Consider the following 19,574-nt stretch of genomic DNA (forward strand, 5'->3'; position numbering starts at 1 on the left):
CGCACCCAAGGCTCCGTCTTGCTCTTTCCGCCTCGATACGAGCCCATTGCTGCACTCGGCAAGGGTGGTGGTGGTGAAGTTTGGTCCGCAAAGGATCGCGCAACGGGCTTTGACGTTGCTCTGAAGGTCCTCGCCCCAGACGCCAATGAAGCCGAAATGCTGGCGCTCGTGCGCGAAGCCATTGCCATGTCCGGCCTCGAGGGGCTCGGCGTGCCGCGCATTCTCGGTTTTGGACGGCTGCCCGATAGCTCGAGGGCCTATCTCGTTCGCGAGCTCGTCCCCGGAGAATCCCTTGCGGATTGCTTGACCGACCAAGCTGACCCGTCTCGATGCTTATCGGCCATTGCGCAAACCGCGGATCAACTCACGCGGCTGCACCGCGCATCATTTCTTCATGGCGACCTCAAGCCCGCCAACATCATCGTCGGGCCCGACGGTCACGCGACCCTCGTCGACCTCGGGCTCGCCGCAACGCTGCGTGACGGCGGCGAGCGTCCCACTGGTTTGACGCCACGTTACGCGGCTCCCGAGCTGTTTGCGGGTCACGCGATCACCGTTCGTGCCGAAGTGTTTGCCCTGGGGGTTACGCTTGGTGAAACCCTCGCTGCTGTTCGCTCGAGGCTCGATCCCTCCGTCGCAAACGCGCTCGAAGACGTCGTGCACCGAGCGACCGATCGTGACCCGCTCGCTCGATTTCCCAGCGCCGACGAGCTTGCAAGTGCCATTCGCGCCGCAGCCGGCCTTCCTTCGCACGACCTCGATCGCAGCGTGTTTGCTTGGCCCATCATCGGCCTCGATGCCCTCGCAAGCACGCTCGATATGCGTGTCGAAGCGCTCCGTGAAGGCGGTGGTCTCGTCGTCACCGGTGCTGCGGGATCTGGAAAAACCACGCTTCTTCGACGGCTCGCATGGTGGCTCGGCGTCAAAGGTCGGGCCGCTTGTTTCATCGAAGCTTCACTCGCGCCCGACCCTGGACGAGCTCTCGATCTCGAGCTTTCTGCCTTTGCGAAGGATGCTTCTCCGTTCGTGCTCGTCGACGACGCAGACAGGCTCGATACGTCTCGGCTCCAGCGTCTTGCTGCGCTTCGCGAAGCCGGTGCGCGCTTGATCGTTACCTTTGATCCTTCCCACCTCGCGAGTTTGCCCGGACCAACCTTCGAGCTCTTCGATGCGCCGCTCCTCGATGAAACTGTCGCGCGCGAGCTCGTGCAGCGGGCGATTCCGTCGATCGGTGACGTCGTTGCGGATCACGTGGCGCGTCGAGCTGGCTATCTGCCCGGAAAGATTCGGCAAATCGTCGATGCCATCGCACGCGCACCCGTCGCGAGCGTCGCGGATGTCGATCGCATTTTGGCCGAGCATCGTGATCGTCGCACGGATCGCGAACGCGTCGTCGACTTGCTCGATCGTGGGCACTTCGAAGAAGCCGCCGAAGTGCTCGAACACCTCGCCGATGATTCATCGCCGCTCGTCGCGATCGCCCGGGCACGGCTATTCACGAATCGAGGCGAACCGCGTCGAGCGATCGCCGAGCTCGATCGCGTGCGCGACGAAGTTTTGGATGCGAACGACGTCGAGCTCTCCAGTGCGTATTGCCTTCACGCTTCGCGGGCGTTTCTTCGCGCGGGAGATCACGCGGCTGCAGAAAAGCTTGCTGAAGAGGCGCTCGAGCAAACGGGAATTCGAGCTGCGAGCGATGATGATGCGCCCCTCGACAAACCCGATGGCGCCAAGGCTCGGGCGCTTCTTTCCATCGCTGCGGATGCGCTTGCCGTGATGGGTTTGTCCCAGAGCTTCGCGGCTCGGCATGACGAAGGAAAACGCACACTCGGGCGCAGTGTGCGTCTTGCGCGAACGCTTGCGGAGCCTCGCATTCTTTCCGTCGCGTTGGGATCGCTTGCATTTGCGCTTCAGCGGGACGCGCAGCTCGATGCGGCAAAGGTCGCGTACGAAGAGGCGCTCGAAGCTGCCGAGAAGGCGGGCGATGCGGGCAGCGTGGCCACGACACGCCTGAATCTCGCGGGCATTGCGAAGAATCGCGGCGACATTGCCGCAGCGCTCGTGCACCTCGAAGCCGCCGTCGACATGGGGCAACGTTCGGGGCGCGTTGCGACGTTGCGTCAAGCGCTGTTGAACCTGGCGAACCTCGATCTGTACCTGGGACGTCTGGTGCATGCCCGGGTTTCGATTGACGAACTCGTTCGGCAACGTGAGGACTTGGGGCCTCATTTGCGAGCGCAGCTCCTTTCGCTCGAAGCTGAACACGCGAGTTTGTCCGGGAACCATGCGACAGCCGAGCGCCTTTGCGCGGCGTGTGCCGATGCTTGGGAAGCGCTTGGTCGATTGGACGATGCGGCGGAGGCGCGGCTCGAGCGGGTGCTTTCCGCTGCGGCGCTGCGTAGTGTCGATCCGCGCGTGCTCGATGGGGAGATCGATCGGGCGGCGTTGGCGCTAGGAGGTGGATCGGCGCATCGGCCGCTGCTTTTGCTTGCGCGAGCGCGAGTGGCTGCGCTGCGTGGGGACGAGCGAGCATCGGCTTCGGCGTATGACGAAGCGCTCGAAGTGGCGCGAGCATCGGGGCAGCGGGACTTTGTCGTGCGCGTGCTCGATGCGCGTGCGAACCTTCACGAGGACGGGGGCAAACCGATGTTGGCGCGGCGCGATCGTGAAGCGGCGCTCGAAGTGCTCGAAGGAATTGCGACGCTTCTTCCGCGGGATTTGCGCGAAGTTTTTTGGGACGAACCTCGTCGGCGCAGTTTGCGAAGCGCGTGTTTGCCCGTGGGCACGTTTGGCGTGGCGACGCTTGGGAGTGGGCACAGCTCTGCGACGTTCACGGCTCCGCGGCACATTCCGACGGAAGAGCGATTGGCGCGTATTCTCGAGATCAACCGGGCGATTGCCGGTGAAATCGACTTGGCAAGGCTTCTCGACAAAGCAACCGAGCATGCCATTGCGCTCTTGGGGGCCGAGCGCGGATTCGTTTTGCTGAAAAGTGGTTATGGTGTCGATGAATCTTCGTCGACCGCTTCGGGTGAAGCGCCCGTGCTTGCGTTTTCGGTGCATGCATTTCGGGGCCGCGAGGGAGACGACCCTCACGCTCGTTTTTCGCAGTCCATTGCGGAGCGAGTCGTCCAAACGGGTGAACCCATTGCGACGGTGAGTGCGCGAGACGATGCGCGCATGGCCGATTATGTCTCCGTGCACCAGCTCATGCTTCAATCCATTGCGTGCGTGCCCATTCGAGCGCGTAGTGGAGGCGTGATTGGTGCCCTGTACCTCGAAACGCGACTCAGTCCAGCGGCAGGGTTTGCCCAAGAGCTGCCCACGCTGAGCGCGCTTGCGGAGCAGGTTGCGATTGCGATTGAAACGGCGCGTCTCGTGGGGGAAAACGCGCGTCGTGCCAGCGAGCTCGAGAAAAAGAGCGTCGAATTGGAGAAAGCGAATCAAGAGCTCGAAGCGGCCCGTGCCGAGCTCGAGGAGCTCTTGGGGCACCGCACGCAACAGCTCGAAGCGACGCGTCGCGATTTGCGATCGGCAAGGGCCGTCATCAAAGGGCATTTTGGTTATGAAGGGCTCGTAGGGCGTAGCGAGGCCATGCGGCGCGTGTATGCGCTCATCGATCGCGTCAAGGACACCGACGTTCCCGTGCTGATCATGGGCGAGAGCGGTACGGGCAAGGAAGTCGTCGCTCGGGCCATTCACAATGCCGGATCGCGAGGGAAAAAGCCGTTCGTGGGGATCAACGTCGGCGCGATACCGGAACATCTTTTGGAGAGCGAGTTATTCGGTCACGTGCGTGGAGCATTCACGGGGGCGGATCGGGACCGCCGAGGGCTCTTTCGCGAGGCGACCGGAGGCACCATTTTGCTCGACGAGATTGGCGAAATGCCGGCCAAGATGCAAGCGGGGCTCCTGCGGGTTTTACAGGAAAAAGTAGTTCGTCCTGTTGGAGGGACGCGCGAAGAGCCGGTATCCGTTCGCGTCATTGCGGCGACCCATCGAGATTTGGGGTCCATGGTGGAGGCGGGGACGTTTCGCGAGGATCTTTTTTATCGGCTGGATGTGGTGAAGGTGCATGTGCCGCCGCTGCGCGAGCGAATCGAGGACATTCCGCTGCTCATTGATCATTTTTTGGGGATTTTTGCTGCGCGTTATGGTCGCGAACGGCGGAGCGTATCGCGAGCGGCATTGACAAAACTCAGAAACCATGGGTATCCCGGCAATGTCCGGCAGCTCGAGAACATCCTTCTCAATGCCTGGGTTTTGTCCGATCGCCCCGAGCTCGACGTCGACGATTTCGAGCTGACGGAATCGCGGCCAGTCGCCCGGTCGGCGTCCGCTGTTGATTCTGCGAGTGGCGTGGAAAGTGCACGCAAAGTCGTTTCACTCGAAGCGCACAAGGCGGACGAGCGTGATCGCATTCTAGCGGCGCTTCAGACGGCGAGCTGGAACCGCGTGAAAGCTGCGAAACTCGTCGGTTTGCCGCGACGTACCTTTTATCGGCGTCTCAAGGAGTACGGTATTCAATGACCACCGAACAATCGGCCCTGGCTGCTCTCGTCGACGGTGTGGCACTGCCCGCGGACGATGCGCGTAATTTGTGGAAGCGGTTCAGCGATTACATGGGCGAGCATCGAGGTGACTTGGCGGGTTTCGCCAAAAATAGCGGTTTCATCCGAATCGCGCCGGAATATCGGAACGGAAAAGCCGTGCTCGTCGCGTACACCAAAGAGCCTCCGCCGCGTGCATCCGGCCAGCCCAAGAAAAAAGCGAAGAAGCGCTGAAGGGCAGGGGGATGTTTGCATGAGACCGCTGTGTCGAGGCCATCAACTTCACGCTGGACTCGCCCACGGGCGACTGGTATTGCTATTCGGGAGGACCGTATGACGCGGCATATGCTCTGGATTGATGGCGAGTGGCGAGTGGGTACCCGCACGCATACGATCAAGTCTCCCTACGGGGGACGGATCATTGCCGTCGCCGAAGAGGCCGATGATCCTCTGATGGATCGGGCGATCGCTGCGGCCAAAGCGGCGCAAGTGAGTTTTCGCCGCAGCAGTCGTCATCTTCGCAGCCGCCTCTTGGCGGCCATCTCGCAAAAAATTGCCGAGCGCCGTAATGCGTTTGTCCTTTCGATCGTCGATGAAGCGGGTAAACCCTCACGACTAGCGGATCTGGAAGTAACGCGGGCCATTCATACTTTCACGACGGGCGCCGAAGAAGCCAAACGTTACGGCGGTGAATGGATTCCCATCGACGTGGAAGCCTCCGGACGCGCGTACGATGCAGCGCAGAGCTTTTTCGTTCCGCGCGGTCCCGTGCTTGCCATCACGCCATTCAATTTTCCACTCAATCTCGTTGCGCACAAAGTCGCTCCAGCGCTCGCCGTTGGGGCGCCCGTCATCGTCAAGTCCGCGCCACAAACGCCAGGACCGGCACGCTTGCTCGCCGAAGTATTCGAATCCGCAGCAAAAGAAGTCTCTGATTCACGCGAATCGATTCCTTTGGCAGCGCTCCAAACGCTCACGGCGCCGAATGAAGTCACTGCGCGTGCCGTCAAGGATCTGCGCATTGCCGTGTTGACATTCACGGGCAGCGCGACCGTGGGTTGGTCACTCCAAGCGGCCGCTCGCGGGAAACGAGTGGCGCTGGAATTGGGCGGCAACGCGGCCGTCATCGTCCATTCCGACGCGGACCTTGCGCGCGCCGCCGCTCGCGTGGCATTCGGCGCATTTGCTTACGCAGGGCAAATATGCATTTCGGTACAAAATGTATGGGTCGAAGAAAGCGTCGAGTCTGCATTTCGCACCTTGCTCGCCAGCGAGATTTCGCGGCTCGTCGTTGGAGATCCCCGCGACGAGGCCGTCATCGTCGGACCTCTCATCGACGGTCGCGCGGCCGATCGCGTCGCATCATGGATCGACGATGCGCAAAAAGGGGGTGCGGAAGTCGTCATTCCCGGTCGTCGTGAAGGCAATCTCATCGCGCCCACGGTCCTTTCTCGCCCGCCTGAATCGTCCAATATCGTACGCGAAGAAGTGTTTGGCCCGGTGCTCAATCTTTTCAGTTACCGGGATATCGGAGGTGCCATCGCCGCCGTCAATCGTTCTCGTTATGGCCTCCAGGCCGGCGTTTTTACGGACAGCATTCGAGTTTCTCGGCAAGTCATCGAGGATCTGGATGTCGGTGGCATTTTGATCAACGAAATCCCGACGTATCGCGCCGATCATGCGCCCTACGGCGGTGTCAAAGACTCGGGACTCGGTCGCGAGGGGCTGCGTTATGCGATGGAAGAGTACAGTGAACGAAAAACGGTGATTTCCTTTCGCGGCTAAATGCTTTGACGTAACGTACGCATCCTCATTGCATACCGTCCGGAGACGCGAGTGTCGCCCCGCATCGAGCCCACAATTCGTTCTGCTCCTATCGACACGACGGCCGAGATCGAGACGCCCGAGCATGTTTGTTTTCACGTTCCCATTGCGGGCCCAACGGCGCGCGCGGTCGCGTACCTGCTCGACGCGCTCATTCGCGCTGGCATTCTTTTGGTGCTTGCCGTGACGGCGTCCATCGGAGGTCTTGCCATTGGCGATGCGGTTTCTGGCGTTTCGACGGGCGTCATTCTGGTCGTTCTTTTCGTCCTCGAATGGTGTTATTACACGTTTTGGGAAATCGCCTGGAATGGTTCGACGCCGGGCAAACGCGCGCTCGATTTGCGCGTCGTATCCGTTCACGGCCATCCATTGCGCGTCGGCGACAGCTTTCTGCGAAACCTCCTTCGAGCTGCCGATTTCCTCCCGTGGGGTTATGCGCTCGGCCTGCTTTCGATGGCGCGTGACACGCGATTTCGTCGCCTCGGGGATCTCGTCGCGGGCACCATGGTCGTCGTCGAAGAGCGTCGAACCGTGGCTTCCACCATTCGTATCGAACCGCCGCCGACCGCAAAAGAACTTGCAAACCTGCCGCAGCGATTGCCGCTCTCGGGCGAGGAGCTCGATGCACTCGAGCATTTCTTGCGGCGCAAGGACAAGATTGGCGCCGCGCGTGAGGACGAGCTTGCGGGCATGGTCGCCCCGGTATTTGCTCGCCGGATGGGGTTGCGCGTCAATGATGCGAGTCGCTTTTTGACGTTGCTTTACGCCCGTGCACGTGGGGCGTCACGGAGGCCCACGTGAAAAGCCAAGACGAAATCGTCGCCGCTCGTTGCGCCGATTGGCGCGAGCTCGAAGGAATCCTTTCGCGAGGCGTATCATTTGGCGAGCTCGACGGGCCGACCATTTCTCGTGCAGCGTCGCTTTACCGAGCATTGTCGAATGACCTCATTCTTTGCCGAGCCCGCGCCACACCCGACCTCGTCGCGTATCTCGATAGCCTCGCGAGCCGCGCACATAGTGCCCTGTACGGAGCGGAGCCATTCCGCGCGCCTGCGCTTTTGTCACTGCTCACACGCGATTTTCCGGTGGCTTTCCGCCAAAATATATGGTTTTTCGCCGCAGCATCGGCCCTATTTCTCATTCCGTGTGCAATCGGTGTATTCGCCGCGCTCTTCGTTCCCCACGCTGCATCCGAAATCCTCCCTCGCAGCACGCTCGATCAAATGGCCGACATGTATTCCGGCGGCTTCGACGCAGGCCGGAACGAAGGCGTCGATGCTTCGATGGCCGGGTTTTATGTGTACAATAACGTTGGTATTGCTTTTCGCTGTTTTGCAACGGGGATTTTGTTTGGACTCGGCAGCGTTTTCTTTTTGATTTACAATGGTTTGCACATCGGTGTCGTGGCCGGATGGGTCACGGCGAGCGGCTTTGGCCACAACATCGGCACGTTCATGTGCGGGCATGGTCCCTTCGAGCTCACGGCCATTGTGATTGCCGGTGCGGCGGGTTTGCGAATGGGGCATTCTCTCGTCGTCACGAACGGGCGCACGCGCATTGGGTCGTTACGACATGCCGCCCCTGATCTCGTGCGTCTCATCGCTGGCGCAGCCTTCATGCTGCTCATTGCAGCGGGCGTCGAAGGATTTTGGTCGCCATCGGCAGCTCCTGCGCCCGTGAAGTGGGCTGCGTCTGTCGTGTTTTCGCTTCTCGTCACGGCGTATCTTGCATTCGCTGGTCGACGTGCTTTCCGGAGGCGCGCATGAATCTCGGTGATTCTGCGGTCGTGCTCCGGCCTCGTAGCATTTCAGAAGTTGCGGATCTTGCGTTTCGCCTCTGTTTTTCGCTCGCATTCGGCCTGTACGCCCGGTTGTCGCTTTTTACGCTGCTGCCTGCCTACGCCCTCTGTTTGTCGCTCCATTACGTATGGGACTTTTCCTGGGCGCAAGTGTGGCTCGTTGCGATTCTCGTCGAGCCGTTCGTCGAGGCTGTGTACAGCATTGCGATAAGTCAGCTCATGTTTTCCCCGACGCTCGGTCCACGGCCCGTATTTGCATTGATGCGGAAACGACTTGGGGCGCTATTATGGTCGCTCGTCATTCGTTTCGTCGGTGGCATCATCGGCCTCATCACTTTGTTGATCTTGCTTCCATTCGTCGCCGTGCGTCTCTTGCTCCTCGATGAAGCGTGTTTGCTCGAAGGACTTTCGGGCAATCGTGCGTACGAGCGCAGTCATCGATTGGTTGAAAATCGAGGCGCTGGGTCGGCGTTTCTCGTGCTCATCCTTCTCGGTGCCATTCGTGTGGGCAGCGTCATCATTGCAGAATTTTTGTGTGACGGTATCATCAAGGATCTCCTTCAGCTTGGTCGTCCATTCGGATGGTTGTTCCAAGACGGCGGATCACCTGCGTCGCTCGCCGGGTTTTTCCTGGCCGTGCCTCTTGTGGCAACGGTGAGGTTTCTATATTATATCGATACGCGCACGCGTGCTGACGGGTGGGACATTCAGCTTCGTTTTCACGCCATTCGTGCTCGCGCCGAAGGAGAAAGGAAGGCGGCATGATCCGAGTTCTCCTGCTGCTTTCGGCGTTCCGTGCGACTCCTGCGGATGCGGAGGACGTGCAAACCACGGCAGACGTGCTTGCGGAGTCGCGTTATCGCTTTTGTCACGAAGAAGATTATCCGCTCATCGAAAGTGAACGAGATTTTTGCGCATTCGCCACGGATGAAGCGAGCATCTGTCCGGCTTTTGCCAAAGCGTGTCAAAAGCTGCCCACCGAAATCGAAAGCCAAGGTGGGACGCCCATTGAAACAAAGCTCGAACGCGGCGCACGTGCTCCCACGGGGCGCAGATCCGGCAGTGATGACCGTATTAGCGTTCGCAAAGTCAAAGGCGGTGGAGATGGCCAAGGCGACGACAAGAGCTCGACGCCCGGCAAGTCGGACAAACCGACTTCAGATTCGAACAAAGCCGGTAACGACGACAATGCATCCAAAATGTCGCCCGGGGAAACGCCGAAGCCGGACGCCGCCGACAAACCGTCACCTCCTCCGCCGCCTCCCAAGCCCGACCCCGAAGTTTCTGCGGCTGCGAGCGGGTTTGCGCGCATTTTGTTCTTCGTGCTGCTTGCCGGATTCGTCGCATTCATCGTGCGTATGATCGTCAAGAACGTTCTCGACGATTCCGATGCGCCACCCGATGATGTTCTTCCGGACGAACCCGCGCCCACCGCGCAAACGAATGCCAATCAGGCTGCTCGGGGCATCATCGAAACCGACGTGAACCGGCTCTTGGCCCGCGCTCGCGCTGCGGCTCAGCGCGGAGCGTTTGCCCAAGCCATCGATGATCTTTATGCGGCCCTTTTGCGGCGGCTCGATGGGGATGGCATCATTCACATTCAACCTTCGCGCACCAATGGCGACTATCTGCGCGACGTGCGTCGCGAGCGATCCGAAATCGCGCCCGACGTTCGCGCCATTTTGACCGATGTCGAAAGCGTGCACTTCGGAGCGAAGTCGCCCACGGCCGATCTGTTTTCACGCATTCATGATCGCGTCGTTCCGCTCGTCACCAAAGCGCTCGGTATCGTTTTCTTCATCGTTGCCGTGTCTGGGACCATTTCTTGCGGTCGCATTGGGCTCGACGATGCCGATGATGTCGACGAATTTGGTATCACCGCTTTTCGGGGTGACAGCTCGCCTTCGGGCATTCACGCCATTGCAAGCTTGGTCGAGACGGTGGGCGTCGATATGCGCCAGCACATCCAACCGCTCGAAAAACTGCCCGATCCGGGCATTTCGACATTGGTGCTCCTGCCTGGATTCGACATTGACGACATCGGCGAGCGGCGGCTGCGCGAATGGGTTACGTCTGGTGGGCATCTCGTTTTTGCCGGTGGGCAAGATTTTCCCGACTGGACGGGAGCATCGATTGAGTTGGACCATACGGGCCGTGACGCGGTTCGTCCTTCAATTCGTTATGTATCGGAGTTTGGTGAAATTGAAATCGAAGTGCCTCCAGGCGCGCTGTTGAAATGCACCGAGAGCGAATTGTTCCTCACGCGAGACGACCTCTGTTATGCGGCGCATCGAGCGGTCGGGGACGGTCGCGTTTTCGTCTTTGCCGACGATCGGTGGTTCATGAACGTCGCGTTGCCATTCGCCGACAATGCCGCATTTGTCCTTTCCTTCTTCGGTGCCCTTCATCGCAACGTTCACGTTCTCGACGGCCAAACCTCGCTCGGCGCGGACACGCCCATTGAATCCATCGCACGAGCAAACTTGTGGCCCATTCTATTGCAGCTTTTCCTGCTGCTTGGTTTGGCGTTCCTTTGGCAAGGACGCGCATTCGGGACGCTGCGTGATCCCACGGTCGAACGTAGGCGCGCATTCGTCGATCACATACGCGCGCTCGGGCTCGCATATGCGCGTGCGGGTGCGTCGAGGCACGTGCTCGGCTCCTACGCGCAATGGGCGATCGAACGCCTTCGCGAGCGCCTCCCGCGCGAAGGGCGAAGGGGTTTGTCCGGGCTCGCCGAAGCTTTGGCCACACGCATGGGCAAATCCACGGGCGAAGTGATGACGGTGCTCATCGACATCACGGACGCTCAAAAAGAAGCAGGCCCGGTGTCTCAACGCTCCGCAGTAGCTCCCACCCGCGCACCGCGCAAAGACAAGAACCAAGTTGCCGCAGACTTTGCACTTTTCCGTGCGCTCGACCAATGGCTTGCTCTGACATCGCGCGAGCGTCGCAATGCTTCCACGCGTTCATCCGATAAAAGTAAGAAAACGAAGCGATCATCATGAATCTCGAACAACTCCGCGACACCATTTCGAGTATCCGAAGCGAAGCCTCCAAAATTCTTCTGGGGCAGGACGACATCATCGACGGCACGCTCGTTGCCATTCTCGCTGGCGGCCACGTGCTCATCGAAGGCGTTCCGGGCCTCGGAAAAACCCTGCTCGTCCGCACGCTTGCGCATGTGTTCGGCGCGAGCTTCCGGCGCATTCAATTCACGCCGGACCTCATGCCGAGCGACGTGACGGGCGGGAACATGTTCAATCAAAAGGAGGATCGATTCGTTTTTCACGAGGGTCCCATTTTTACGCAATTGCTCCTCGCGGACGAAATCAATCGTGCTCCCGCAAAGACGCAATCCGCGCTGCTCGAAGCCATGCAAGACCTCACCGTCACGACCGACGGGACCACGCGCTCGTTACCTCAGCCGTTTTTCGTCATTGCTACGCAAAACCCCGTCGAATCACAAGGTACGTATCCGCTCCCCGAGGCGCAGCTCGATAGGTTCCTGGTCAAACTTCACGTTCGGCATCCTGCGCCCCCCGTCGAAAAACAAATATTGCGCCACCACGTCGACGGTTTTCAAGCAGGCCGGCTCGACTTGGCGAACATTGCTCGTATTGCTTCGGCGGACGATATCCTCGCCATGCGTTCGGCCATAACAAGCGTGCGCGTCGATGACGGAATACTCGATTACATCACGGAAATCGTGGGGCGAACGCGCGCTCATCGAGCCGTCTATCTCGGGGCGTCGCCGCGCGGATCCATTGGATTGCTCGCGGTCGCTCGTGCTCGCGCTGCCACGGAAGGTCGTTCGTTCGTCATTCCCGACGACGTCAAAATGTTTGCCCAGGCGGTGTTGCGCCATCGCCTCATATTGCATGCCGATGCGGAAATCGAAGGCACGACCGCCGATGATTGCGTGGAAGACATTTTGCGCGAAGCCAAAGTCCCCAAGACGGCGGCCTGACGTTCATCATGATTCCTTCGCGCGCCCTCGTCCTGCTTTTCGTCGGTCCTCTCGTCCTGTCGTTTTTGACGCTCGTGGACCGAACGCTGCTCGTTCCGATGTTCATCACGGATGGGGCCATTCTGCTCTTGGCGCTCGTCGATGCGCTCCTCGCGCGACGTCCCTTGGTGACGCTCGTACGGCGTGCCCCCAGCGTTCTATCGATTGGCCGGACGAACATCATCACGTACGATCTTCGTTCCTACGCGCGGCGAAAGCTTCGGGTGCGGCTCCAGGATGACCTTTTTCCCACGGCCGCGAGCGATGATTTGCCGCTCGAAGTGGACCTGACCGCGCGTGGATCGACGTCTAGCAAGGCGCGTGTCATTCCGTCTCGTCGCGGGGCGCATGTCCTTGGTGATTGTTTTATTCGATATTCGTCGCCACTCGGACTTTGGATCCGGCAGCTTCGTATTTCCGTACCAACGCCCGTCAAGGTATACCCGGATCTCGAAGCAGTGCGTGAATACGAGCTGCTCGCGCGGCAAGATCGCGATCCTGCGGGCGTGCGTAGCTCACGGCGGCGAGGTGGCGAGAGCGAATTCGAGAGGCTCCGTGAATATCGTCGGGAAGATGAATATCGCAGCGTCGATTGGAAAGCGACCGCGCGCCGAAAGAAGCTCATCGCGCGCGAATATCAGCTAGAAAGCGACCAAAGCATCGTCTTTTTGCTCGATACCGGACGTTTGATGACAGCGGAATTTGCGGGGTTGTCGCTATTTGATCATTCACTCAATGCAACGCTCATGCTTTCGCACGTGGCGGGTCGCGCGGGCGACAAGGTAGGAATGATTGCGTTTGCCGAGGACGTGAAGGCGTATGCGCCGCTCACGGGTGGCGCGCGAGCGACGCAGAAAGTCGTGCAATCGGGTTACCACCTCGAGCCGACGTTTTCTCCGACAAACTATTCTGCGGCATTTGATGCGTTGTCCGTTCGAGTCAAGAAGCGGTGTCTCGTGGTGCTCTTTACGCAGGTCGTCGACGAGGTTGCATCCGGCGAGCTGGTGCGCGTGATGCGCGCGATGCTTCCTCGGCACTTGCCCGTATTGGTTTTGCTGCGAGACGTGGACGTGGATGCGCTGGCGCAGGGCAAGTCACCGGACACGGCGTTGATTGCGGGGACGAGTCCTTATGTGCGTGGAGCGGCGGCCGAGATGTTGTCATTCCGAGACAAACTCGTGCGATCGTTGGAGCGCCAAGGCGTGCTCGTGCTGGATGTGGCTCCGGCTGACTTGACGCCTTCGCTCATCAATCGATACTTGGAGATCAAAGCGAGGCATCTTCTTTGAGGTTTCACCCCCAGACGTCTGCTTCCGTATACGGACTTCCGGGCATCGTCCAGAAGCTTGCTGCGACGTAGCGTTCGCTCCGATCGATGCCCGCAATGCGCAAAAGGTCTTCATCGGTCAGCGTGATATTCGCGGCGGTGAGGTTTTGCCGCATTCGTTCCGGATTGACCGACTTTGGGATGACCGACGTATTCCGAGCGAGCGCCCATGCCAAGAGAACTTGTGCCGGGGTGATACCTTTTTCTTTTGCGATTTCCGTAATGATCGGGTCTTCGAGCAGCACGGGTGCATCGGCTTTTTTCAAGCCTGCGGGACGGTCCGGCGATCCGAGCGGCGAATACGCCGTCACGTGCACGCCTTGCGCTACGCACGTTTCGACGAGATCGCGCTGCGGCAAATAGGGGTGCAATTCGATTTGATTTACTTCCGGTTTGATTTTTGCAGTTGCGCTCAGGTCGAGAAGTTTTCGTATGCCGAAGTTCGATACACCAATATGCCGGCACAATTTTTTCGCCACTGCATCCTCCATACCTTTCCACGTGGCTGATAGCGGCGCTGCATCGGGCGACAACAAGTCTTGACCCGAACGCGGAAAGGTTACGCCTTTTTTCAGGGCGACGGGCCAGTGTACGAGATACAAATCCAAGTAATCGAGGCGCAGATCCGAGAGCGTTTTCTGCAGGGCGGGAACGACGTCTTCCTGGGCGTGTTTGTCGTTCCACAACTTGGACGTGATCCAGAGCTCCTCGCGTTTTACCGTGCCGTCGGAAATACATTCCGCGAGCGCTCGGCCGACCTCGTGTTCGTTGCCGTAAATGGCGGCGCAATCGATATGTCGATAACCCATTCGAATGGCTTCTTTTACGGCCGTATACACTTCACCGGGGGCAGATTTCCACGTGCCGAGCCCCAACATCGCCATGGTATCGCCATTCGAGAATCGATGTACCTTCATGAGCCGCTCCTGTGTCGTTTGCCTGGTGCTATAGTCCGATGCTCGCGTCAAGACAACGGCTTGTGGCGCCGTGTTTTTGCGTGACACCCGTTCCCGCGCCCGTGTATCATGCGCGCATGAACAAGACCATGGCATCTGCAGCCGTTTTCGTGGCCGCATCCGTGCTCGTCGGATGCGGTGGCGCCCAAACTCCCGTGAAACCGGTCGAGAAAGCTCCGGAGAAACCTGCCGAGGTCGCTCCCGTTGCCGAATCCAAGCCCGCTGGGCTCGATCCGGACCAGGTGGCGCAGTGTTTCGCGACGGCCAACGCCAAACGTGCCAAGTTCAGCGGCGAACCCCCTAAAGTAACCGTCAAACACATTCTCATCAAGTACGCGGGCGCAAAAAACGCCGATGAATCGATCACTCGCACGCGTGAGGAAGCGTGCATGCGCGCGCTGGAAGCCCGCAACAAGCTCGCTGGCGGCGCCGAATTCGTGGATGCCGTCAAGGAATACAGCGAGGAAGCAGGAGCGGCGTCACGCGAAGGCTCGATTGGCAGCGTCGAACGAAAGGACTTGGCCAAACCTTTTGCGGACGCGGCCTTTGAATTGTCCGTGAATCAGATGAGCGACATCGTGGAAACGGAATTCGGGTTCCACCTCATTCTGCGGACGGAGTAGGCCCAGTCGAGGGTACGAAAACCCGGTCGCAGTTCGAATTTTTTCCGGCGCGCGCGGGACCCCGAACTCGCCCGCTTCGCGGGCTCAAACAGCGGGGCCCCCCCGCACGCGCCGGAAAAATTCGAACTGCGCCCTCAATTCCCGATGCGATGAGCATTCAATCCAACGTGTAGGGCATCACTTCATTCTTGGAACGAAGCGCGTAACCGAAACGTATTGGTTCGGCCAGCGCATCGCATACCCCTGTTCCGCGGCCGCGTGCCTCGTCCAATACGGATCGTACAAATGCGTTCGCGCGAGCGCACACAAGTCAGCTCGACCCGCCGCAATGATGCTGTTCACGTCACCATAACTTTGGATGTTGCCAACGGTCATCGTCGGAACCTTCGCCTCGATGCGCACGAGCTCGCTGAAAGGTGTTTGATAGAGGCGACCATACACGGGCTTGCTCGTAGGGTCTGTTTGTCCCGTCGAAACGTCGATGATATCCGCGCTATGCTCGCGAAACATGATGGACATGGCAATCACGTCTTCCAATGTTATGCCGTCGGGTGTCCAATCGTTAGCCGAAATGCGGACGCTCACGGGTTTTTCCTTGGGCCACGCCGCACGCACCGCATCGAATACCTCGAGCGGATAACGCATGCGGGCTGAAATCGTGCCACCATATTCATCTTTGCGGCGGTTCGTTAGGGGAGACAGGAACGACGCGAGCAAATACCCGTGCGCGCAATGCAATTCGATCATGTCGAAGCCCGCGTCGTCGGCCATTCTCGTGGCGCGTACGAAATCCGCTTTCACACGATCCATGTCGCTGCGGTCCATTTCTCGAGGCACCGGACTGTGCGGCAAGTAGGGAATTGCCGATGCTGAAACCAGCGGCCACCCGCCTTCGTCGAGCGGCTCATCCATCCCTTCCCAAAGTCGCTTCGTGGACCCTTTTCGCCCGGCATGTCCGAGCTGAACCCCTATTTTCGCCGTCGATGACTGATGCACGAAATCCGTGATGCGTCGCCATCCCGCCACGTGACTTTCCCGATAAAGCCCCGCGCATCCCGGCGTAATGCGCCCATCTGCCGACACATTCGTCATTTCTACAATGACGAGCCCGGCGCCTCCCATGGCTCGGCTACCAATGTGCACCAAATGCCAATCGTTCGGCGCGCCATCTTCCGACGAATATTGGCTCATCGGAGATACCACGATACGATTGTCGAGCAGCAGATTTCCAAGCTTGTACGGCGTGAACATTGGGGGTGTCGCCGGATTCACAGGGATTCCCGTTTGCTCTTGCGCCTTTCGAGCGACCCACGCATTCACGCTCTCCGCGAGCGCTGGATCGCGCAATTTGAGGTTTTCGTGCGTGACGCGCAAACTGCGCGTCAGCATGCTGAATTCGAATTGCAGTGGTTCGAGGTCCATGTACCGCTCGGTGTTTTCGAACCATTCGAGGCTCACTTGCGCGGCGCGCTGCAATGCTTCCACCTTGGACCTACGATCCGCCTCGTACGCAGCGAGCGCGTCGGCAATGCGCGGGTGCTGGTCGAGCGCATCGGCGAGGCTGATGGCGTCCTCCATGGCCAGCTTCGTTCCCGATCCAATCGAGAAATGAGCCGTGTGCACGGCATCTCCCATCAAGACGACATTGTCGAAAAAGAAGTGATCACAGCGAATCGTGGGAAAACTCCGCCACACGCTGCGGTTTTTCAAGAGACGATGCCCTGCGAGTCTATGCGCGAACAATTTCTCGCAATATGCAACGGTTTCGTCTTCCGTCGCTTTGTCGAGTCCTGCGCGTTGCCACGTATCTTCGCGACATTCCACGATGAACGTCGACCGATCTTCTTGGTAGCGATAGGCGTGCACGCGAAAGAGCCCGTGCTCGTTTGCATCGAAGTAAAACGTGAATGCATCGAAAGGAAACGTCGTGCCAAGCCAAACGAAACGGTTGGGACGCCAATCGATGCGCGGACCGAAGTGTTCCTGATAGCGTTCGCGTACGGTGCTGTTCACTCCATCGGCGCCGATGAGCAGATCGCACGAACGACGCAGCGCTTCCGTATCGTGCACTTCGTCCTCGAAGCGTAGGACGACACCAAGCTCCTTGGCGCGGGCTTGGAGGATCGAGAGCAGTTTTTGTCGAGACAAACCGCTGAAACCGTGGCCGGTCGACACGCGCCTTTCGCCCTCGAAAAACGTGTGAATGTCGTCCCAATGCGCCAAACTCGCGCGGATCGCGTCGTACACGGGGCGATCGACATCCGCCAAGTTGTCGAGCGTCGCGTCGGAGAAGACCACGCCGAACCCGAACGTGTCATCGGGTCGGTTGCGTTCGTACACCGTCACTTCGCGCGATGGGTCGCGCTTCTTCGTCAAAATTGCAAAGTACAAGCCGCTTGGCCCGCCACCGATGCACGTGATCTTCACCGTATCGTTCCTCCGCGCTGGGGAGGGGAAACCACGAAGGCGACCGAGTCAAGAGGCGAGTGACACAATCGTCACGCTTGCCGCGCGCTGGCAACTTTGCCATCCTCGGCGCATGAGGATGTCATCACGTTTCGTCACGTTGTTCGTCTGCTCTTTCCTGGTTTTTCCTGCATGCAACAACAATGCAGCGCCTGCGCCATCGGACACCAAGGCAAGCGCGCCTGCGGCGGACGCGGAAGCGAAACCGCTGGCAGTTGGCGATGCGGCGCCCGATGTCACGCTGAAGTTGCACGATGGCAAAGAGGTTCGTCTTTCCAATCTCGTGGGCAAACAGGTGCTCGTGTATTTTTATCCGAAGGACGACACGCCTGGGTGCACGGTCGAAGCGCAGGGATTGCGTGATGGGTGGGCGGACATCACGGCCGCGGGGCTCGAGGTGTATGGCGTATCGATGCAAGATGCCGAGAGTCACAAGGCATTCATTGACAAATACAATTTGCCGTTTCCGCTCGTCGTCGACACGGATGGCTCGGTGGCCAAGGCATTTCGAGTTCCAACGCGCCTCACCTTTGCGTCGCGACAATCCTTTTTGATTGGCAAGGATGGGAAGATCAAGCAAGTGTGGCTCGAGGTGAATCCGAAGGAGCACGCGGCCGCGATCTTGGCGGCGGCGAAGAGTTGAGGCAACGCACGCCGGAACGACTGGAAGCCTCTTGTCCAACTGGCGCTCGTCCCCTACCGTGCGCCCTCGATGATGCCTTCGCTCGCGTCCCTCGCCTTTCGCGCCTTTTCAACGACGATTCGTTCTCGCTTCAAGCGCGGCCCCATGTTCCCCGGCTGGAGCTTTTCCTACGAAATGACCACGCGTTTGCTGAAATTGCGTGCCGACGCCGTTGGTAAGCTCCCCATCGAAGAGCAGCGAAGACTTCAAGAAATCGCGGGCGACCAAGAAGCCAAGCGAATGCAATCGAAAGTCACGCGCACCGAAGCCAAAATCGGCGGCGTGGATGGAGAATGGTTCGTCCCAAAAGGAAAAACTCCGAAACGCGTCGTGATGTACATCCATGGCGGCGGCTTCGTTGCCGGGTCGAGTCGCACGCATGGGGAAATGATCATGCGGCTCGCGATGGCCGCCGATGCACGCATTTACGCACCCAATTATCGTCTAGCGCCCGAACATCGGTTCCCGGCTCAGCTCGACGACTGTCGCGCCGTCTATCGAGCGCTGCTCGCAGATGGCATTCATCCGAGCGACTTGATCGTCTGCGGCGATTCGGCTGGCGGAAACCTGTCGATCGTGCTTGCATTGGCATTGCGCGACGAGAAAATCGATTTACCCGCAGGCATTGCTGCTCTGTCACCTTGGGTGGATCTATCGAATCGAAAGGGCAGCATGCTCGAACACGAGCCGTATGATTGGGCCACGCCCGCTGATTTCGATGGGTGGCTCGAACATTACGTCGGGACCGGGGACCCCAGCGCGCCTCTCGTGTCACCCATTTCTGCTGATTTGCGCGATTTGCCTCCGATTCGCATCGACATCGGCACCGCCGAGATGCTCCTCGATCAGGTGCGAGCTTTCGGTCAGCGCGCGAAAGAGGCTGGCTTGCCGCTGACTTTCCACGAAATTCCCGGAATGGTTCACAATTGTTACCTTCTCGCAGGGTACTTTCCAGAATGCCAAGCGGCCATCGACGATCTTGGGACCTGGATGAAAAAGACCGCTCTGGATTGATTTGTAGCGATATTGGTTTGTCCGCGTGCAGTCTCGTTGTGCCGGGAGCATAGAGCATTGCCTCGGATGCTCACGTTCCCACACGCAATGCGTGTCCGTTGCACGGTCAAAAGCGTCCGCGGCTCAACCTGGATCTCTGCCCCGCCCAGACTGCTGCCAGCGACTACGGAGCGCACGACGCCATTGTTCGGGGCGATCGAACCAGGCGGCCGATGCCTTGCATTGCTTGGTGGCGCGCGCTGCGCCGGTGAGAAGCGCGCTGAATAATCATCACCGGCGTCTCACGCACTCAATGGTTAGCGCGTGAGGCGGGATGCTTCCAAAG

At 59.4% G+C, this 19,574-nt stretch carries 14 protein-coding genes; 12 read left to right on the forward strand and 2 right to left on the reverse strand.

Annotated elements, in window-relative coordinates:
• Positions 1 to 18 precede the first annotated feature (18 nt).
• The 9 genes from IPM54_05140 to IPM54_05180 all read left to right on the forward strand — a co-directional run bounded on the left by IPM54_05140 (position 19) and on the right by IPM54_05180 (position 13,470).
• Positions 19 to 4,530, forward strand: a complete 4,512-nt coding sequence (locus IPM54_05140; protein MBK9259202.1) for a sigma 54-interacting transcriptional regulator — start codon at positions 19 to 21, stop codon at positions 4,528 to 4,530.
• Positions 4,527 to 4,784, forward strand: a complete 258-nt coding sequence (locus IPM54_05145; protein MBK9259203.1) for a hypothetical protein — start codon at positions 4,527 to 4,529, stop codon at positions 4,782 to 4,784. Before IPM54_05140 ends, IPM54_05145 begins: the two co-directional genes overlap by 4 nt.
• Before the next feature lie 99 nt (positions 4,785 to 4,883).
• Positions 4,884 to 6,335 (forward strand): aldehyde dehydrogenase family protein, encoded by a 1,452-nt coding sequence (locus IPM54_05150; protein ID MBK9259204.1) that lies wholly within the window; start codon positions 4,884 to 4,886, stop codon positions 6,333 to 6,335.
• A 63-nt stretch (positions 6,336 to 6,398) separates the two neighbouring features.
• Entirely contained in the window at positions 6,399 to 7,175 is a 777-nt protein-coding gene (locus IPM54_05155; protein ID MBK9259205.1) for an RDD family protein, read from the forward strand.
• Complete coding sequence (locus tag IPM54_05160; GenBank protein ID MBK9259206.1) at positions 7,172 to 8,140, forward strand: stage II sporulation protein M; 969 nt, start codon at positions 7,172 to 7,174, stop codon at positions 8,138 to 8,140. The genes IPM54_05155 and IPM54_05160 overlap by 4 nt, the downstream gene beginning before the upstream one ends.
• The gene (locus IPM54_05165; protein ID MBK9259207.1) at positions 8,137 to 8,937 is read left to right on the forward strand and encodes a hypothetical protein; all 801 of its coding nucleotides are present in this window, start codon (positions 8,137 to 8,139) and stop codon (positions 8,935 to 8,937) included. The genes IPM54_05160 and IPM54_05165 overlap by 4 nt, the downstream gene beginning before the upstream one ends.
• On the forward strand, positions 8,934 to 11,180 hold the full coding sequence (locus tag IPM54_05170; protein MBK9259208.1) for a DUF4129 domain-containing protein: 2,247 nt from the start codon (positions 8,934 to 8,936) through the stop codon (positions 11,178 to 11,180). Before IPM54_05165 ends, IPM54_05170 begins: the two co-directional genes overlap by 4 nt.
• The gene (locus tag IPM54_05175) at positions 11,177 to 12,142 is read left to right on the forward strand and encodes a MoxR family ATPase (GenBank protein ID MBK9259209.1); all 966 of its coding nucleotides are present in this window, start codon (positions 11,177 to 11,179) and stop codon (positions 12,140 to 12,142) included. The genes IPM54_05170 and IPM54_05175 overlap by 4 nt, the downstream gene beginning before the upstream one ends.
• 8 nt (positions 12,143 to 12,150) lie before the next feature.
• Positions 12,151 to 13,470 (forward strand): DUF58 domain-containing protein, encoded by a 1,320-nt coding sequence (locus IPM54_05180; protein MBK9259210.1) that lies wholly within the window; start codon positions 12,151 to 12,153, stop codon positions 13,468 to 13,470.
• A gap of 4 nt (positions 13,471 to 13,474) precedes the next feature.
• Here IPM54_05180 and IPM54_05185 read toward each other — a convergent pair whose 3' ends face one another.
• A complete protein-coding gene (locus IPM54_05185; GenBank protein MBK9259211.1) occupies positions 13,475 to 14,425 on the reverse strand; it encodes an aldo/keto reductase in 951 nt (316 codons plus the stop codon).
• A gap of 128 nt (positions 14,426 to 14,553) precedes the next feature.
• On the opposite strand from IPM54_05185, the gene IPM54_05190 reads away from it, so the two are divergent.
• Positions 14,554 to 15,087 carry a peptidyl-prolyl cis-trans isomerase gene (locus IPM54_05190; GenBank protein MBK9259212.1) on the forward strand — a complete coding sequence of 178 codons (534 nt, stop codon included), beginning with the start codon at positions 14,554 to 14,556 and terminating at the stop codon, positions 15,085 to 15,087.
• 177 nt (positions 15,088 to 15,264) lie between these two features.
• On the opposite strand, the gene IPM54_05195 is transcribed toward IPM54_05190, so the two are convergent.
• Positions 15,265 to 17,499 carry a bifunctional salicylyl-CoA 5-hydroxylase/oxidoreductase gene (locus IPM54_05195; GenBank protein MBK9259213.1) on the reverse strand — a complete coding sequence of 745 codons (2,235 nt, stop codon included), beginning with the start codon at positions 17,497 to 17,499 and terminating at the stop codon, positions 15,265 to 15,267.
• Between the two features lie 133 nt (positions 17,500 to 17,632).
• Between IPM54_05195 and IPM54_05200 the strand changes: the two genes are divergently transcribed.
• Both IPM54_05200 and IPM54_05205 read left to right on the forward strand, forming a co-directional pair.
• The gene (locus IPM54_05200) at positions 17,633 to 18,196 is read left to right on the forward strand and encodes a peroxiredoxin (GenBank protein ID MBK9259214.1); all 564 of its coding nucleotides are present in this window, start codon (positions 17,633 to 17,635) and stop codon (positions 18,194 to 18,196) included.
• A gap of 174 nt (positions 18,197 to 18,370) precedes the next feature.
• Positions 18,371 to 19,249 carry an alpha/beta hydrolase gene (locus tag IPM54_05205; protein MBK9259215.1) on the forward strand — a complete coding sequence of 293 codons (879 nt, stop codon included), beginning with the start codon at positions 18,371 to 18,373 and terminating at the stop codon, positions 19,247 to 19,249.
• Positions 19,250 to 19,574: the final 325 nt, after the last annotated feature.

The sequence above is a fragment of the Polyangiaceae bacterium genome (genome assembly GCA_016715885.1).
Lineage (GTDB): Bacteria > Myxococcota_A > Polyangia > Polyangiales > Polyangiaceae > Polyangium.

Bases quoted from the DNA above. Each gene is read 5' to 3' on its own strand.
- IPM54_05205 (MBK9259215.1), top strand. From the start codon at position 18,371: ATGACCACGCGTTTGCTGAAATTGCGTGCCGACGCCGTTGGTAAGCTC.
- IPM54_05185 (MBK9259211.1), bottom strand. From the start codon at position 14,425: ATGAAGGTACATCGATTCTCGAATGGCGATACCATGGCGATGTTGGGG.
- IPM54_05145 (MBK9259203.1), top strand. From the start codon at position 4,527: ATGACCACCGAACAATCGGCCCTGGCTGCTCTCGTCGACGGTGTGGCA.
- IPM54_05190 (MBK9259212.1), top strand. From the start codon at position 14,554: ATGGCATCTGCAGCCGTTTTCGTGGCCGCATCCGTGCTCGTCGGATGC.
- IPM54_05180 (MBK9259210.1), top strand. From the start codon at position 12,151: ATGATTCCTTCGCGCGCCCTCGTCCTGCTTTTCGTCGGTCCTCTCGTC.
- IPM54_05175 (MBK9259209.1), top strand. From the start codon at position 11,177: ATGAATCTCGAACAACTCCGCGACACCATTTCGAGTATCCGAAGCGAA.
- IPM54_05200 (MBK9259214.1), top strand. From the start codon at position 17,633: ATGTCATCACGTTTCGTCACGTTGTTCGTCTGCTCTTTCCTGGTTTTT.
- IPM54_05150 (MBK9259204.1), top strand. From the start codon at position 4,884: ATGACGCGGCATATGCTCTGGATTGATGGCGAGTGGCGAGTGGGTACC.
- IPM54_05165 (MBK9259207.1), top strand. From the start codon at position 8,137: ATGAATCTCGGTGATTCTGCGGTCGTGCTCCGGCCTCGTAGCATTTCA.
- IPM54_05170 (MBK9259208.1), top strand. From the start codon at position 8,934: ATGATCCGAGTTCTCCTGCTGCTTTCGGCGTTCCGTGCGACTCCTGCG.